Annotated in this window: 17 protein-coding genes; 9 read left to right on the forward strand and 8 right to left on the reverse strand. The window is 36.4% G+C overall.

Going from position 1 to position 17,316, the window contains the following annotated elements:
• Positions 1-207: transposase (locus tag H1P_RS39785; RefSeq protein WP_186375824.1), on the forward strand; the 207-nt coding region annotated here is incomplete at its 5' end.
• Complete coding sequence (locus H1P_RS03960) at positions 179-739, forward strand: SAM-dependent methyltransferase (RefSeq protein ID WP_144864376.1); 561 nt, start codon at positions 179-181, stop codon at positions 737-739. The genes H1P_RS39785 and H1P_RS03960, both read left to right, overlap by 29 nt.
• Positions 740-854: 115 nt before the next feature.
• Here H1P_RS03960 and prfB read toward each other — a convergent pair.
• Together prfB and H1P_RS03970 are read right to left on the reverse strand one after the other, a co-directional pair.
• A protein-coding gene (gene prfB, locus H1P_RS03965) for a peptide chain release factor 2 (protein ID WP_144864378.1) occupies positions 855-1,965 on the reverse strand; the annotation gives its coding sequence in 2 pieces (ribosomal slippage) (positions 855-1,892 and positions 1,894-1,965; 1,110 coding nt in all).
• A gap of 208 nt (positions 1,966-2,173) precedes the next feature.
• Positions 2,174-2,995, reverse strand: coding sequence for an EI24 domain-containing protein (locus H1P_RS03970; protein WP_144864380.1), 822 nt, complete (start codon positions 2,993-2,995; stop codon positions 2,174-2,176).
• 329 nt (positions 2,996-3,324) lie between these two features.
• Between H1P_RS03970 and H1P_RS03975 the strand changes: the two genes are divergently transcribed.
• Positions 3,325-3,537 carry a hypothetical protein gene (locus H1P_RS03975; RefSeq protein ID WP_144864382.1) on the forward strand — a complete coding sequence of 71 codons (213 nt, stop codon included), beginning with the start codon at positions 3,325-3,327 and terminating at the stop codon, positions 3,535-3,537.
• A gap of 157 nt (positions 3,538-3,694) precedes the next feature.
• On the opposite strand, the gene H1P_RS03980 is transcribed toward H1P_RS03975, so the two are convergent.
• On the reverse strand, positions 3,695-4,189 hold the full coding sequence (locus H1P_RS03980) for a GNAT family N-acetyltransferase (RefSeq protein ID WP_144864384.1): 495 nt from the start codon (positions 4,187-4,189) through the stop codon (positions 3,695-3,697).
• Between the two features lie 122 nt (positions 4,190-4,311).
• On the opposite strand from H1P_RS03980, the gene H1P_RS03985 reads away from it, so the two are divergent.
• Both H1P_RS03985 and H1P_RS03990 read left to right on the forward strand, forming a co-directional pair.
• On the forward strand, positions 4,312-5,709 hold the full coding sequence (locus H1P_RS03985) for a glycoside hydrolase family 10-like protein (RefSeq protein ID WP_144864386.1): 1,398 nt from the start codon (positions 4,312-4,314) through the stop codon (positions 5,707-5,709).
• A 140-nt stretch (positions 5,710-5,849) separates the two neighbouring features.
• Positions 5,850-7,310: a cyclic nucleotide-binding domain-containing protein gene (locus H1P_RS03990; RefSeq protein WP_144864388.1), complete on the forward strand. Its 1,461-nt coding sequence runs from the start codon at positions 5,850-5,852 to the stop codon at positions 7,308-7,310.
• 593 nt (positions 7,311-7,903) lie between these two features.
• Here H1P_RS03990 and gatC read toward each other — a convergent pair.
• Entirely contained in the window at positions 7,904-8,200 is a 297-nt protein-coding gene (gatC, locus tag H1P_RS03995) for an Asp-tRNA(Asn)/Glu-tRNA(Gln) amidotransferase subunit GatC (RefSeq protein WP_144864462.1), read from the reverse strand.
• 110 nt (positions 8,201-8,310) lie between these two features.
• On the opposite strand from gatC, the gene H1P_RS04000 reads away from it, so the two are divergent.
• Together H1P_RS04000 and H1P_RS04005 are read left to right on the forward strand one after the other, a co-directional pair.
• The gene (locus H1P_RS04000; protein WP_144864390.1) at positions 8,311-9,435 is read left to right on the forward strand and encodes a THUMP domain-containing class I SAM-dependent RNA methyltransferase; all 1,125 of its coding nucleotides are present in this window, start codon (positions 8,311-8,313) and stop codon (positions 9,433-9,435) included.
• A 156-nt stretch (positions 9,436-9,591) separates the two neighbouring features.
• Positions 9,592-10,650, forward strand: a complete 1,059-nt coding sequence (locus H1P_RS04005; RefSeq protein WP_144864391.1) for a D-alanine--D-alanine ligase family protein — start codon at positions 9,592-9,594, stop codon at positions 10,648-10,650.
• 251 nt (positions 10,651-10,901) lie between these two features.
• On the opposite strand, the gene H1P_RS04010 is transcribed toward H1P_RS04005, so the two are convergent.
• The 3 genes from H1P_RS04010 to H1P_RS04020 form a co-directional block, all read right to left on the reverse strand.
• Positions 10,902-12,050 (reverse strand): calcium-binding protein, encoded by a 1,149-nt coding sequence (locus tag H1P_RS04010; protein WP_144864392.1) that lies wholly within the window; start codon positions 12,048-12,050, stop codon positions 10,902-10,904.
• Positions 12,051-12,241: 191 nt separating this feature from the next.
• Complete coding sequence (locus H1P_RS04015; protein ID WP_144864394.1) at positions 12,242-13,645, reverse strand: NB-ARC domain-containing protein; 1,404 nt, start codon at positions 13,643-13,645, stop codon at positions 12,242-12,244.
• Between the two features lie 586 nt (positions 13,646-14,231).
• A complete protein-coding gene (locus H1P_RS04020) occupies positions 14,232-14,468 on the reverse strand; it encodes a hypothetical protein (RefSeq protein ID WP_144864396.1) in 237 nt (78 codons plus the stop codon).
• 167 nt (positions 14,469-14,635) lie between these two features.
• On the opposite strand from H1P_RS04020, the gene H1P_RS04025 reads away from it, so the two are divergent.
• Together H1P_RS04025 and H1P_RS04035 are read left to right on the forward strand one after the other, a co-directional pair.
• A complete protein-coding gene (locus tag H1P_RS04025; RefSeq protein ID WP_144864464.1) occupies positions 14,636-15,676 on the forward strand; it encodes a M20/M25/M40 family metallo-hydrolase in 1,041 nt (346 codons plus the stop codon).
• Positions 15,677-15,977: 301 nt separating this feature from the next.
• On the forward strand, positions 15,978-16,646 hold the full coding sequence (locus H1P_RS04035) for a lecithin retinol acyltransferase family protein (protein ID WP_144864398.1): 669 nt from the start codon (positions 15,978-15,980) through the stop codon (positions 16,644-16,646).
• A 107-nt stretch (positions 16,647-16,753) separates the two neighbouring features.
• Here H1P_RS04035 and dut read toward each other — a convergent pair whose 3' ends face one another.
• A complete protein-coding gene (gene dut / locus H1P_RS04040) occupies positions 16,754-17,188 on the reverse strand; it encodes a dUTP diphosphatase (protein WP_144864400.1) in 435 nt (144 codons plus the stop codon).
• Positions 17,189-17,316 lie beyond the last annotated feature (128 nt).

Below are 17,316 nucleotides of genomic sequence, written 5' to 3' on the forward strand. Positions count from 1 at the left end.
GTAGGAGCGAGAGTTTTAGAGCTTTCCCCCTATTCTCCAGAGTTTAATCCCATTGAACACTGGTGGTCACAGCTAAAGGCTTTCTTGAGGCAGTTCTCTCCCAGAACTTCCAAAAGGGTTGATACCCTGATTAAAATAGCGATGGATTTAATGAATCCCCAACATCTGCGTAACTGGTTTGCCCACTGCTGCTACTGTCCCTTATAAACCTGCAAACCGCTGTAAATTCACTGCAAAAGCGATTGAGAAGCGTATTTTAGAAACCTATCCTGTTATTATTCAAGGTTTAAAAACTAATTGTGAACGTTTTGTTTGGCAAGATGTTTCCACTCCAGACGAATTAGGAAAAAAAAGATTATCTGCTATGAAATTATTTTTAGCAGACTTTGAACAAGGCTTAAAACAAGAACGTTATCTAAATCAAGAATTGCCCAATTTAAACTTTGCTTCTAAACAATTAGCTCTAACTCTTTGTAGTCATTTATTATTTACTTATTCGGAACAATTTTCTGATAATTTTCATCTTAGAGCAATCCAAGAAATGTGTCGCGTGGCTCAAGAAGTCAGAATATTTCCTTTATTAGAAAATTTTACAGGAGAGATATCTTGTCATCTCGAACCAGTTAAAAAAGAGTTGGAGCAAAGTAATTATCAGGTAAAAGTTGTATCTGTTGATTACGAATTTCAAAAAAAAGGTAATCAAATGTTAGTTATCAAGAGAACAAAGAACGCACATTAAGTATATTTAACTAGCTAACAGCTTTAAGCTCCAAGCTTATAGGCAGGTTCGCTCGTCAACTTCTCCATTATGCAATTCAAGCTTATAGCTTAGAGCTAATGGCTTAGAGCTAATTTTAAACTAACTGATTCTCTTGGCGTAAAAACGCCTCAACAAAAGAAGTCAAATCACCATCCATAACACCATTAACATCTGTAGTTTCTTCCTCTGTGCGTAAATCTTTAACCATCTGGTAAGGATGGAATACATAGTTACGGATTTGATTACCCCAAGCAGCTTCTACCATATCACCGCGAATTTCCGCAATTTCTCGCGCTCTTTGCTCTTCTAGCACAATCAACAGTTTAGCTTTTAATAATGCCATTGCTTTCTCTTTATTTTGCAGTTGAGAACGTTCTTGAGTACAGCGCACCGCAATCCCTGTAGGGAGATGGACAATTCTAACTGCTGTTTCTACTTTGTTGACATTTTGTCCGCCCTTTCCACCAGCGCGAGAAGTAGTTACTTCTAAATCTTTTTCAGGAATATCTAAATTTATGGTTTCATTGCCTAAATTGGGCATTACCTCCACTCCAGCAAAGCTAGTTTGACGTTTGCCATTGGCGTTAAAAGGAGAGATTCTTACTAAGCGATGAGTACCCTTTTCTGCCTTCAGATAACCATAAGCGTAACGCCCTTCAATTTCGAGAGTGGCTGATTTGATTCCTGCTTCATCCCCTGGAGAGTCTTCTGCCAAACGAACCTTATAACCCTGTTTCTCACACCAACGAGTATACATTCGTAAGAGCATTTCTGCCCAATCTTGAGCGTCTGTACCTCCAGCACCAGCATTGATAGTCAAGACTGCACCTTTTTTGTCATAAGTGCCAGATAGTAGCTGTTGTAATTCCCACTGGTCTAACTCTTGTTGTAGTTGAGTTAAATTAGTCTCAGCTTCTTCTATTAGAGCAGCATCTTCTTCTAATTCTAGCAGTTCGGCGATCGCTTTTGTATCTTCTAGAGAATTTTGCCACTGGTTATACTGTTCCACATTAGACTTTAAGTCATTAAGTTCCTGTAAAGTAGCCTGTGCTGTCTCTTGATTGTCCCAAAATTCAGGCTGGGCGGATACTTGCTCTAAGTCTTGTATCTTAGCGTTGAGCGTGGTCAAGTCAAAGATATTCCTGAGTTTTACCCAGGCGTAATGAGATACTTTCTATTGCTCTTTTTAATTCCGATATTTCCATAGATTAGTGAGCGATGTTAACTCTGTACTTGTATTGATTGTAAACCCATCTAGTTTAATGGTTATTTGTTATTTGTTATTGCTTAGTGGCTTGTGGCTTGTGGCTCGTGGCTTGTTGTTCGTTGTTCTTCATCCCTCATCCCTCATCCTTCATCCCTCATCCTTCATCCTTCATCATTCATCCTTCATCCTTCATCCCTCTATTCCCTTTACCTCCTCTGATTTTTCGCTGACTTCTTCAAAACTCTGTCACAGACAAATAATGTTCCCGAAGCAACACATAAAGGGATTGTCACCAAATTAACCAAAGGAATACTAATCAAGAACACACATACTAAAGCAAAGCTACCACTTGCTGGGAGGGAGCTAAATAAAATTTTTAACTTACGACGAAATTTAAACCGCCTTCTTTCTAAAGCAGAATCGATAAAATCTAAACCCACAATTGTCGTAGTAAGAAGAAACCCGCCAATTGTAAACATAGTAGTTCCCAGTCCTGGAAAAAGACCAATAATGCCTAAAGGAAGCCCTACTATTGCCATTAAAACTAACTTTTTCAATTCATATAAAATAGCTCTGCCAATATCTCTAATAATACTAACTTCAATAATTTCTACTTTGCCTGTGCGAATCTTTTCTAGCTGTTCTGAAAGCTGTCCGTACCAAGGCGCACCTAGTAAAACACCAAATTGAGCTAAAACAAAACCAGTCACAATTAAGGCAATTATAGTCAGTAAAATACGTAATAAAAAAGCTAAACCAATCAATCCGTATTCTAAAAATCCCAACCATTGAGGAAGGTTAACCAGTAATTGCTGAAACCAGGTAATTAAATCAGTTTGAATCTCGGCAATGAACTCAAAGCCAAAAAACAGCAATCCGCCGTAAAGAGCGATCGCAGTCACTAAATTAACTATGATGGGTATTGTAATGTAACCCCATAGTCTGGGGTGTCGCCAAAATACGCCTAGGGCTTTTAAGGGATAAGTCGCACCAGCAACTGTGCCAAAACCACCTAAAAATTTTTTCATTAACAATCAAATAACCGTATTTACACGGATTTTAAGTTTCTATTTTATATGTTAGAAAATAAAATGTTTGAGACAAGTAGTACCAGGTTTTGAGCAGTAAGTTATCTTGTAACATTCTATATTTTGCAAGGTTATTGATACTTACCTAGAATGAACTATTTATAGAGGGGGTATTTTATTCTGTGATTTTTCTGACTCAAATATTTTTATTTTACAGTTATTTAACGAATATTTTACTTTGTTTCAATACCTTAGATAAGTTGTGTCCCCAAGCAATTTGCTACAGTTCTAGATCAACGAAAACACTTTAATCGAGGATGATATCGTCAATGAAACTTGAACATCTTAATATTGTTAATGGTTATTTAACTGCTGTTTATTTAACTCCTGGATCGGGGTGGCAATATACCATAGTTTTGCAAGACGGTAATTTATTCCAGCCTACTGACATTTATAAAACTTCTAGTGAAGCTTACCAAATAGCCAAAAGTATTATTGAGCTTGTAGTAGCTTGCGATCGAGAAAGTCCAGCTTCTCGTTAATTTAGTTATCAATAAGATTTGAATCAATTATTATCAGATAATAGACAAGAAAAAGAGCTTAGCTAGAAAATAAAATCTTATCAGTACTTTGTATTCTTCCTCCTTGGCGATCTATTTGAGAGACGTTTTGCTTAAATTTCCTTACTAATATCTTAATTTATTTAATTTTAAGTCCCAAGATTTCTAAGTCTTTTTCTTGATTGTCTAATTCAGCCACTTGAGGGAGTAATCCCCATGATTGAAATCCATAGTTTTTAAATAAAATTAAGCTAGGTTGATTGTGAGCAAAAATAAACCCCAGTAAAATCTTAATCTCTAACTGGGGACAATCCGCGATCGCTTTTTCTAAGAACTGGCTTCCTATACCACAACGGCGATAATTTTCTGCGACATAAATACTGATTTCTGCTGTATGGTGATATGCAGGACGACCATAAAAATGATTAAAACTGAGCCAGCCTACTGTTTCTTTTTCTGTTGTTTCCATTACCCATACTGGACGATAGCGAAAATCACGATTTTGTAGCCAAGGTAAACGACTCTCCACAGTAACAGGTGTGGTGTCTGCTGTCGCCATGCGATCGCTAATAGTACTATTATAAATTTGTACGATAGCGGTTAAATCTGTTATTTGGGCATCACGAATATACATTTAGCAATATTTAATAACAATATGTCAAAAAAACTTGAAGACCTTTATATTGGGTTTAACATCTATTAGACAAAGTTATAATTTGCATATTTGTTATGGGTTGCAAAGTAATTTTTAGCACAATGAAGCATCGGATCGGTAAGTTATACAACACCTATGCTAACAAGCTAGTGGAATTTAGTCGGCTACATGGTACTAAGTCTTGGGTAGTGTTTCTCTTCATTTTTACCTTAGTGTTGGCAATGGCGACTTCTGGTTTAGCTACTACTTCGTCTAATGTAACTCCACAAGCTAGTTCTTCCCTCGCTCAATTAGAAACTCTTCCCCTTCCGACTTCTCCTTATTTAACAGAAATCCCAAACTGCAACGTAGGCAAAGAATCTAGAGGAGTTTGGTTAACCAATATCGATAGTGATGTCTTATTTTCTCCTGAGAGTACCACAAAAGCGATCGCAGATCTATCCACTTTAAACTTCAATACTCTCTATCCTACTGTATGGAATTGGGGTTATACACTTTATCCTTCAGAGGTGGCAAAATCAGTTACAGGGATTGAACTCGATCCTGAATCTGGTTTACAAGGAAGGGATATTTTACAAGAAATTATCGAGCAAGGACACGCATCAGGAATGGGGGTAATACCTTGGTTTGAATTCGGTTTTATGGCTCCTGCTGATTCAGAATTAGCCAAACGCCATCCTGAGTGGTTAGTACAAAGACAAGATGGTAGTACTATCTGGTGGGAAGGTGAAAACCATCAAAGAGTCTGGCTGAATCCTCTGCATCCTGAAGTACAGCAACTTATTACCGATTTAATCGTGGAGTTGGTGAGTAATTATGATGTGGATGGAATTCAAGTAGACGATCATTTCGGTTATCCTTCAGAATTGGGTTACGACGAATATACTGTTGCTTTGTACCAGAAAGAGCATTTAGGTAAACAACCTCCAGAAGATTATCAGAACGCTGATTGGGTAAACTGGCGAGCCAGTAAAATAACCGCTTATATGGAAAAGCTTTTTCAAGCAATTAAAGCAGCAAACCCCAATGCAATAGTGTCTGTCTCACCTAATCCACAAAACTTTTCTCTCAATTCTTTTTTAATGGATTGGCACACCTGGGAACGTAAAGGTTTAATTGAAGAATTAATCGTGCAGGTGTATCGTTCTAGTCAGAGTAGCTTTATTGCAGAATTATCAAAACCAGAACTAGTTGCAGCGCAAAGACATATTCCTGTCAGTATTGGTATTTTATCTGGTTTAAAAGGTCGTCCTGTAATGTCGGGACAAATTAAACAACAAGTCAGGACAGTACGAGATCGCAATTTTGCAGGAGTTTCCTTTTTCTTTTACGAAAGTCTGTGGAATATGGCGAGAGAAACTTCTGAAGCCAGAAAATCAACACTTTTGACTCTTTTTGACGAATCAGTACCCAGAAAAGACTTATCTTGCAAATCAGCAATCGGAACTCAAAAATCAGAAACGCTAAGTGGGAAAGTCACCGATTTAGGTCTTAGTTAGTAAGTAGTAATCCACCAGCAGTCAACAACCAAAACCAATGACTGACAACAAACCACTAGCCATAAAGGACTTCCTTCGGTCGCGAAGCGGTATCCTTTAGGACTAGCCATAAATAACCAGCAACCAGCAACTAGCAAATCATGGAAAGTAAGCTAAAATTCCTCACCACAGAAGATTACAATATCTTGCGAGAAAAAGCGAAAGTTGCTGTATATCAAAAAAATGACATTATCGTTAAAGAAGGTGCTTCTCCTCAGCGTATTTATATTTTGCAAAAGGGTTCTGTCAGAGTAGAAAAGGCTACAGTAGGGGCAGGAGTAGCGATCGCTTTTTTACAGCCTGGGGATATTTTTGGTGAGATGTCTTTCCTTGAAGAAGCGATTACTAGCGCGAAAATTGTCGCTCAAGACATTGTAGAAGTTTTAATTTTAGAACAAAACGATCTTTACTCTTTGTTAGTTTCTGTTCCTGGTTTATCGGCTCGTTTTTATCAATCGATAGCTCATAATCTCTCTTTGCGTTTGCGAGAAACCACCTCTTTAGTAGTCTCCCTCAGTAGAACAATCAGTACCTATTCCTATGGTGAAGCTCGCCGTGCTGGTTACGAAGGACAAGATCGTATTCCTCCAGAATTGATTGGTGAATTAGAACTTTTCAAACACGATCTCTTAGAAGTCGAAAATAATTTACGAGCTAAAAAGATTACGGAAGAAACGGCTCAAGAAACTATAAACCGAGTATGTGGAATGATTGCGAACTCTCTTAGGGAGCAAATTATCCATCATCAGGATATCGAAAAAGCGATCGGAACTTATATTTTTCGGGAAACTTTTCCTTTTTTGATGCTGAGTAGTTTTATCGATCTAGCCTTTCGTCAAGCTCGTAACTGTGGTAGTGATTCTGATATCGTAGAAATGCTATCGCAAAATGAACCCGAAGGAGATGGACATCTAGGAATTTATATCGATCGTTGGATTCGCTCGATTCCTACCTGTTTAGCTCTTAAAAGCCGTGGTGGAATTATTACGGCTACCCTCAAAGAGTTGACTGTCGGTTGGAGTGCAGATGAATCAATGCCAGTTACTAGCTTAGCTAGTGGTGCTGCTACAGAAATTTTAGATTTGTTTCTCCATACTGAAATTCCTAATATTCATGTCACCTGCATCGATATGAATCAGCGACGTTTAGCTTATGCTGCTAATTTAGCTCGTAAACTGGAGTTTCAAGACTATTTAACCTTTATTCAAGATAATATTTTTTTAATCGCTCAAGGTCACAGTTGTCTTGACATTCCGCCACAACAAATGATTTACAGTGTCACTATAAGTAATTATTTAAGCGATCGTGAATTAATCGCTATTCTAGATTGGATTTACGATCGCCTGTTACCAAATGGTACTGTTATTTTAGGTAATTTTCATGCTTCTAATCCAGATCGCTTACTGTTAGAACATATTTTAGAATGGCATTTGATTTATCGCTCCGCAGAGCAATTGGAAAAGTTATTTGGTCGCTCTAAATTTCGTACTTTGCCTGTAACTATTGAATCTGATGAATTTGGTGTAGAGTTATTTGCAGTTTGTACCAAATCTTGGACTTAATTTTAGTACCTTTAGACTTAATTGAGGCATTGCTTGGTTAATTTAAGCCATAAGTAATTTAATTGCGGAATTTTCAAAATTCAAACTGGAATAAATGATCTTTGGTCAGTATGTCTAACCGTTTTCAAAGTATTTTTATCGGTGTATATTGCCCAAAAAACGATTGTGAGAGGAAATGAGATGAAGCTTATCTTAAGATATTTTACTTAGAAAGTAGATGAAGAGTTGACTATGTTTTAAGTAATTCTCTGTATTTTATAATCAGTAAATTTACTTGAGATTAATATTTATCTCTAAGAAATGGAAGAGATATTTTCGGCTAAAAAATAGATTAGACACTTGATTTTTTGAACAAATAATTAAATTAAATCAGGAAAGAGTAACTCTGGAAATATAACTCTACAATAGCTGTAACTGCTATCTGATAGCTATTACGAGTGCTATATATAGAAATAATTATCCAGAAGTTACACATAAAAGATATCGTCATTGATTCCATCCAATATTAAGTTTATTGAAGGCTGTTTGACATCGGAAAATGTAACTAAGTTTCTATTGTCTAAGTGCTAAAGAATACTTAAGTTAATTTACATTTAGCTTTCATCTGAAGCCATAATTTTTGGTACTCGGAAATATTCACCATCAGGTTCGGGTGCTGACTGTATTAAATCTTTTTTATTAGGAAAAGGTTCTAATCTATCAGGACGAGTAATATTGCTGGTTTCAATTGCCCTTGTGGTAGGTTGGACATTATCGGTATCTAACTCACTAAGCTGCTCGAAATAATCCAAAATGCTGTTGAGTTGAGTAGTAAACTGTTCCTCTTCTTCTGCGGTAATATCTAATCTGGCGAGATGAGCTACTTTCCTGACTTGTTCGCGATCGATCATAGTATGAGTCAATGTACTAATTGGCTATCTCTAGGATAAAGGAGGAATGAGGAATGAGGAAGGCGGAATGAGAAAGCAAGTAAAAACTACAAACAACTAACCAATAACAAATGAATAAATATTTTGCTACTGTTGCAAGGGGATTAGAAGATATTGCAGCAGCAGAATTAAAAAATTTAGGAGCAAAAGAAGTTACTACCAGCTTTACAGGAGTTTCTTTTCAAGGAAATAAAGAATTACTTTATAAAGTAAATTTATGGAGTAGAATTGTTTTTCGAGTTTTAGTTCCAATCGCTAAAGTAAAAAGCTTTAATGCACAGCAGTTATATCGTAGTGTGCAGCAAATTGATTGGTCAGAATATCTCGATCCTGATATGACTTTAGCCATTGATTGTACGGGAAAAAATAAGCAATTGAATCATAGTCATTTTACTGCGCTACAAATTAAAAAAGCAATTGTTGACCAGCAACAAAAACATTATGGTAGACGCTCTGATGTTGAGCCCAAATTACCCGATCTTTTAGTTAATGCTCATATTGATAACAATCGTTGTACTATTAGTTTGGATAGTTCTGGAGCGAGTTTACATCGTCGGGGATATCGTCCCGCAGTGGGATTAGCACCTTTAAAAGAAACCTTGGCTGCTTCTTTAATTCAATTGACAGAATGGACACCAAAAATAGCTTTTTACGATCCTTTATGTGGTTCGGGAACATTACCTATTGAAGCTACTTTAAAAGCTCTTAATATTGCTCCTGGTTTATATCGCGATCGCTTTGGGTTTCAAAGCTGGTTAGATTACGATGAAACTTTATGGGATAAAATTGTAACTGAAGCAAATAATCAGCAAAATTTTACTCTTAATGTACCGATAATTGGCAGCGATCGCGATTTTGAAATCTTAACTCAAGCTCAAGAGAATGCCCAAAATTGTAACGTAGCAAATCATATTCAATTTCTTCATCAAAATCTCTCTGAAATAATAGCACCAGCAGATAAAGGAATTATTGTTTGTAACCCTCCCTATGGAGAACGTTTAGGTAATGTCGCAGAATTAGAAGACTTGTATAAAATGTTGGGAGATATCTTCAAACAACGCTTTACAGGTTGGACGGCATATATCCTAACTGGTAGCAAACACCTCAGTAAAAAAGTTGGTTTACGCACAGCTAAAAGAATTTCTGTCTATAATGGCTCTTTACCCTGTACTTTACTAAAGTATGAATTATATTGATTGTCGAGCATTTTTGGTCGATCGATCTAATACCATAATTTATGTGTTCGTTTGCTGGTTGTTCGTTGCTCGTTGTTAGTGACTCATTTTCAGACGATAAATGATAACTGATAACTGGTAACTGATGAATGATAACTAATAAATGGTGGAGGATAAATGATAAAAGTAGGTTTATTATTTGGTGGTTGTTCTGGAGAACATGAAGTATCGCTAGTTTCGGCAAAAGCTATCGCATCTGCCTTTACCCAAGCAGGTAATATAGAAAAATACCAAGTAATCCCTGTCTATATTGATAAACAAGGTAGTTGGCACAGTGGAGAAACAGCGCAACAAGTCTTAGAAACGGGACAACCTTTAGAAACAGCAGTAAATCCTAACAGATGGCAATTTCCCGCCCAATTATCCCAGATTGATGTCTGGTTTCCCATTTTACACGGTCCTAATGGGGAAGATGGCACAGTGCAGGGCTTATTAACCTTGATGCAAGTTCCCTATGTAGGTAGCGGTGTTTTAGGTTCATCTGTGGGGATGGATAAAATTGCCATGAAAACCGCATTTACCGAAGCAGGATTACCCCAAGTCAAGTATATGGCGGTATCTCGATCTCAAGTTTGGTCTGGTCCCTGTGTTTTCCCCAAACTTTGTGATGAAATAGAAGACACCCTAGAATATCCTTGCTTTGTCAAACCTGCTAACCTGGGCTCATCAGTAGGAATTGCTAAAGTACGCACCCGCCAAGAATTAGAAAACGCTCTCGATAATGCAGCTAGTTACGATAGACGGATCGTAATTGAAGAAGGAGTAAACGCCAGAGAAGTAGAATGTGCGGTTTTAGGTAACGATTACCCCAAAGCTTCCGTGATTGGAGAAATTACTTTTGATAGCGAATTTTACGACTACGAAACTAAATATACCGAAGGATTAGCCCAATTAAATATCCCTGCTCAACTTCCCGATGAAGTAACAACTCAAATACAAGAAATGGCGGTAAAAGCATTTCAAACTTTGGATGCATCAGGATTGTCTAGAGTCGATTTCTTTTATGTAGAAGCTACAGGAGAAATTTTTCTTAACGAGATTAATACTTTACCTGGTTTTACTTCTACCAGTATGTATCCAAGACTATGGGGAGCTACAGGAGTACCTTTTCCTGAGTTAGTAGATAAGTTGGTTACCTTGGCACAAGAACGTTATCAGGAAGGGGAAGCTGGTTAAGGGCGATCGCGAAGCGCAATACGGAGCGGTATCTGTGATAGAGTCCTTTAAAGCGGAGGGGCTGTTTTTTGAGGAAACCTCAAGAACTTACATTGTCCTCGAATGGGGATACGCCCCGTTAACACTACGCCTTTGATCGTTGACTTAACCAGTTTTCCTGAATCCTACTCTGCTTAAACTCAAGTTTTTCAGTGGGATTACTTCAAAAGAGCTTGGAAAATTCTTTTTTCCGAGTAATCAAAAATGGTTCTTTAGCCAAGCCCAGTTTCATTTTGAAAAGCAAAGTTGGCTTCACTGAATTCTGGCAATGCATTAAGAGCATCGTCACCATTTAAGGTATTAATATTGCCCAAAATAGAGATGTCTGCCGTGCCAACACCCAAATCTTCGGAGTAGACTAGACGGTTAATCTGTAGGTTCTCGTTAAAGTAGATAAATGCACCTGCATCTTGAGCAACCCCAGTTTCAGCGATCGCGCTGGCTGCTGCTCCTGCATTGGCAAATCCATCTTGAACAACTACTATATTGGCATCAGTACCACCTTGAGCCAAGCCAGTTAACTCGTCTATAGTACCGTTGACAAACTCAACAGAATCCTCAATATTGAAATCTTGAGCATCAATCACAAAAAGATCGTCTGCAATGGTAAAGTCATCTAGTTCATAGGGTTGATTGACTACTTGACGCACATCATCATCAGCTACAACATTGGGATTTCCTTTGAAAGGATCGTCGTCAAAGACAAAACTATCAGAGCCTTCACCACCAATAAGAGTATCTAAACCATTACTACCATTAAGAGTGTCATCTCCTGCGCCACCATCAGCCATGATGGAGACATTGGTGAGACTAGCATCAAAAAGGTCATTACCCTCACCACCGCTAAAGTTGACTTTTTGTACGTCAGTACCAGTCAAATCTTGAACAGTCAGAGTATCATCTCCACCAAGACCATTAATTTCAAATTGCTCTACATCATTGACATCAAGCTCGAAGTTAACTAAGTTGAGCCTTTCAAACTCAGCACGATGACCATTGGCTCTTAATTCAAAATTATCTCCGTTTCCGAAAGCACCGTTAACCTGTACTGTATCATAGTCAAAACCGCCTTCCATAATGTCACTACCATCACCATTATTCCAGACTAGAAGGTCATCTCCCTTACCGCCTTCGATAAGATCGCTACCTCGATCGCCGACAAGAGTATCGTTATCATTATCACCTCGGAGAGTATCGTTACCCGCTCCTCCGCTAATCCAATCTTCGCCTTTTCCTCCTCTGACTGCATCGTCACCACCAGCAGCGAACACAGTGTCATTACCAAGACGAGTTTTGATAACGTCATTATCCTCAGTTCCATTAATAAGATCGTTACCACTTCCACCATTAAAAATAGCCATAATTTTTGCTCCTGATTAATTTCATTTATTTGATTAAGCTTACAAAATTATCTTAGTATTTTAAATCAAATAAAAACACCTAATTAACATTAGGAATTTTTGGATAAAATATTGCAACATTTAAACTAAAAATACCAATCATTTTGCATGATTGGCAATCGATAAAAATATAAGTTTTAACTATATATTTTTTAGTATTCATTAAGAGCTAACAACTCAAATTTGTTTTGATTATTCGTAGAAAAATAAGCTTTTATGATGTTATTTATTTGAAAACAAGTATTATTATTTTCTGAGATCATATCAATTAAAGAACGTCTTCTTAGAGAATTTAATGCTTGAATAAAATAAGCAGCGTTACTTTCCGAAGCAAGATGATCTTGTAAGTTATTAAAGCAGATTGGTCGATTATTACTAACTAAACAACGTAAAATTTCTATTTCTAAGTTAGATAATCTTTCTAGTTGTTGTTCAAAAAGTTTTTTAAAATAAATAGGTAAAATGTTTGATGTTTGATTGTTATTGGCATCCAAAAAAGAAGCCACATTACCATTAAATAAATCTCTGATTATAGCTGCTATTAATTTTAAAGCTAGAGGATTACCACAATAACAAGAAATCAACTCATCCCAAAATTGAAAAGAGGATAGATTTCGCTCAAGAAAAATATTTTTTGCTGCTTCTCCTAAACCATTTAAGCTAAGAGTATGAACATTATTTCCTTGCAGTAGTGGCATATCGATAGGCTCATCTTGGCTGGTAACTAGTAAACAACTTTGATGATTTTCTGTAGCTATTCTTTTCATTAGCTGACTATATTCTTGATATTTTTTTTGATAAAAACCAGCGAAACTACCAGCAGACATGGTATTTTCAAGCCCATCCAAAATAAGCAAGCATCTCTGTTCTTGTAGATATTTTAAAAGTTGATTAATTTGAATATTAATATCAACAACAGTATCATTACTTTTTCCATTGGGAGATAAAACATCTAGAATCTCAACTAAAATATGAGATAGCGAAGATTGATACTTCAGATTACACCAAATAATACACTCAAAATCAGATTTAATTTCCTGAGTTAAGTGAGCAGCCAAAGTCGTTTTGCCAATACCTACCATACCTGATAACATGACTAAGCGATCGCGCTTTTCTACAATCCATTGTTTAAGCTGAGTTAATTCTGGTTCTCGACCATAAAATTGAGTAACTTCTGGTAATTCTCCGCAGTTTATAGATATATTGTGGGTTTTATTTTTTGTTTTGTATCCTGCTTCTTCCAGCCATTTCGCCACATCTCGCCAACTTTTTAGAGCGTTACTTTCTCGATCAGTTAAAGCTTCAACATAACGATATATTCCCTTACTTAATTCAACCCCTACAGAAGCAGCCGTCCAATATAATTTACTAGCTATTTCTTTAGGAGAATATCCAGCTAATAAACCTCGTAACATTGCTTTTTCTATTGGACTGAGCTTGGCTTTTCTAGTTATATTAACTCGTTTAACATTGGCTAAATCTTGATACAAAAGCTCTAAATTCCAGTTTTCAGCAACTACCAAAAATAGTTGCTCTTCAATTGTTTTTTGAATCATATAAACTATAACTCCTCTATGAAAGTACAACTAAGTAAAAATTAATTATTTGTTTTCAGAGAGTTCATGGATTACTTTATGAATAACTAGCAATCGAGAAAAACTAGAGAAGAGAAGGGTAATTATTCCAAGTGAAGTAATATTAATTAATATTCATAGAGTGTCTTCATTGATTTTCTCTTCCTTACTCTCCATTCTCTGCCTCATAAGGGTAGGTTCACAAAGCTATAAGTATGCACTTTCATTTATTATTGAACTTCAGCAAAAAAAAGGTTTTGATTTGTGGTTCGTTTTGTTTTGGGAAATGATTTGTTCGCTACTCATAATGAGATTTCTCCTTAGTTTGTGATTTGTGCTGTGTTTGAGGTTTGTTCTCTTAAGAACTGACCAACGATCACCGCAGGCTCCGTCTTGTCTTGACGAGCATTCCCTTGCTAGGTGCGCGTTCCTTGGCTGACGAAACGTCAGCAGGGTCGCACCTCTTACGCCGCCCTAAAGGATACCGCTCCCCTAAAGGACTCGGCTTCGCCGTCGCGCATAACGCAGGGTCTCGTCGCTTTTAAGGCGGAGTAACGGTGACTTCATCTTAGAAATTTCTCAGAATGTAAACATCTAACAAACGTCTCAAATCTACCCTCAACAAACGATATAAAGAACCTCTAACTTTCGTTGATACAAATAAGTATATTTTCCTATGACTAAAGTCTCGATCGCGCAGCGCCTCGGCAGAGCCGAGATCGCCATTTTCAAAGACGAGATAGGGAAGAGTGAAACTAAGCCTTATGGTCATCCCTCTTTGATGATTAAGAGAATTTTTTGGCATTTTCTTGTATATTAGACTACAAAGATCGGCAGATTTTGCTACTTAATTACAGTTTCTACTCACTCTTTTGTTAAAAACTTACCCTTGTAAGCCACTCCCTACTCCCTACTACCTCTAAGCGAAGCAAGCTAACAATGACACAAAATTCAAATTCTCATCAACCTTTAATTGATTACGACGTTCTTTTTACAACTATCGAAGAATTAGTTTTGCAACACTCTCCTAGTGGTGTGGAAACAGAAGTAGATCGTCTGTTAATGGCTAAATTTCAGAGTTTGGGAGTGGAGACATGGCAAGATAGAGCAGGTAATATAATTGCCAAGATTGAGGGTCAAAACTCAGAAAAAGCAGTGGCAATTACGGGACATAAAGATGAAATTGGGGCTATTGTCAAGTCTATTGAAAACAATGGAAGAATACAAGTTCGTCGCTTGGGAGGTTCTTTTCCTTGGATTTATGGCGAAGGAGTAGTAGATATTATAGGCGATCGCAAAACAATTCATGGTATACTTTCTTTTGGCTCACGTCACGTTTCCCATGAGTCTCCTCAAAGAGCGCAACAAGAAGATACTCCTGTAGTTTGGGAAGATAGTTGGGTAGAAACCAAATGCACTCCAGAAGAGTTAGAACAAGCGGGAATTCGCCCTGGAAGTAGAGTACTGGTGGGAAAACATCGTAAAAAGCCTTTTCGCCTTAAAGATTATATTGCTAGCTACACTTTAGATAACAAGGCATCGGTAGCAATTTTACTCGCTTTAGCACAATATCTCAAACAGCCAGTAGTGGATGTTTATCTGGTGGCTTCCGCGAAAGAAGAAGTAGGCGCGATAGGCGCATTGTATTTTACCCAAAATCAGACTTTAGATGCTCTAATTGCTCTAGAAATTTGTCCCCTTTCCCCTGAATATCCTATCGAAGAAGGAGCGACCCCTGTACTATTAGCTCAAGACAGTTATGGTATCTATGATGAATTTTTAAATCAAGAAATCCAACAAGCAGCCAAAAAAGCCAACACTTCGATACAATATGCTGCGATTAGCGGTTTTGGTAGTGATGCTTCCATTGCCATGAAATTTGGTCATGTAGCTCGCGCAGCTTGCTTGGGTTTTCCTACCCAAAATACCCACGGTTACGAAATTGCCCATTTAGGTGCGATCGCAAATTGTATTAGAATTTTAATCAGTTATTGTCAGACAAATAATGAGTAATGAGTAATAAGTAATGAGTAATAAGTAATGAGTAATAAGTAATGAGTAATAAGTAATAAGTAATAAGTAATAAGTAATAAGTAATAAGTAATAAGTAATAAGTAATAAGTAATAAGTAATAAGTAATAAGTAATAAGTAATAAGTAATAAGTAATAAGTAATAAGTAATAAGTAATAAGTAATAAGTAATAAGTAATAAGTAATAAGTAATAAGTAATAAGTAATAAGTAATAAGTAATAAGTAATAAGTAATAAGTAATAAGTAGCAACTATCTACTACCCACTAAAAACTAACAACTAAATTATGAAAGGCGATCAATTATATGTTTATCGAAATCTTTGGAATCAGGAAGGAGTGTATCAACATCATGGGATAGATTGCGGAGATGGTACAGTAATTCATTATCGCAAACCTAGTGAAATTGTCGAAAAAACAACTTTTGCAGTTTTTAGTCGGGGTAACCCTGTCTCAATTAAAAACTACAGTCAGGGATTTTGTTTTATTCCAGAGGTCGTAGTTTCCAGAGCAGAAAGTAGACTAGGAGAAGATAAATATAATTTTTTATTTAATAATTGCGAACATTTTGCTACTTGGTGTAAAACAGGTATTAGTGATAGTATCCAAATTCGTAATTTCGTTCCTGCTATGGGTAAATTTAATACTAGCAAATTATCCGATTTAATAAAGCGATCGCTGAAAAAAACAGATAATCGTAATGGAGAACAATTAATGCAAGATGCTCTCCATGATATTAAAACAGTCTGGGAACAAGTTCAGCCAGAATATAAACAAACTCTTCAAGAAATAACCTCCTGGGAAAAAGTAGCGAAACAAGCTCTACAACAAAATAGAGAAGATTTAGCCCGCGCTGCTTTAGTTAAAAAGCGTAATTATCAGCAAAAAGCTTGGGATTTAGAAGCACAATTAAATGATTTAGCTACTATGACAGAAAATTTAATCATAAATTAAAAATTGAAATTAGCAAAAATAACTATTACAAAAATATTGATAAATATACTGTTTATTAAGAATAATAAAAGACTTATTACTTCAACAAAAAACTTTTTCAGCTAACCCTATTTAACCATTCCTGTTGAGCCAAAACCGTCATCTCCTCTAGCAGAAATATTTAACTTATCTACAGCTTCTATCTCTACGCTAATAAAAGAAGTAATTACCATTTGAGCAATTTTCATACTTTTAAAAACCGAAAAATTATCTTGACTGTGATTGATTAAAATTACACCTATTTCTCCACGATAACCTGTATCTATTGTTCCTGGAGTATTTAAAACTGTTATGGAATGCTTTAATGCTAATCCACTTCTAGGACGTATTTGTGCTTCTGTTCCTAATGGTAACTCGATAGCTATTCCTGTATGTATTAGCTTGCTTTCTCCTGGTAAGATTGTTTGTTCTTCTATAGAAAATAAATCTAAACCTGCATCACCTGGATGACTGTATTGAGGGATAATTGCTGATTCATTTAACTTTAATATTTTAATTTTAATTTTTGCTTAATTGAGAAACTTATAATAATTTTATAAAGAAAATTTTCTCTTTATCAAAAAGCTTTAAGCTTATGCGAAGCGGTATCCTTTAGGACTAGGCTCTAAGCTAGAAGGGTTCAAGACCCCTA

The sequence above is a fragment of the Hyella patelloides LEGE 07179 genome, assembly GCF_900659865.1.
In the GTDB taxonomy this organism is placed as follows: Bacteria; Cyanobacteriota; Cyanobacteriia; order Cyanobacteriales; family Xenococcaceae; genus Hyella; species Hyella patelloides.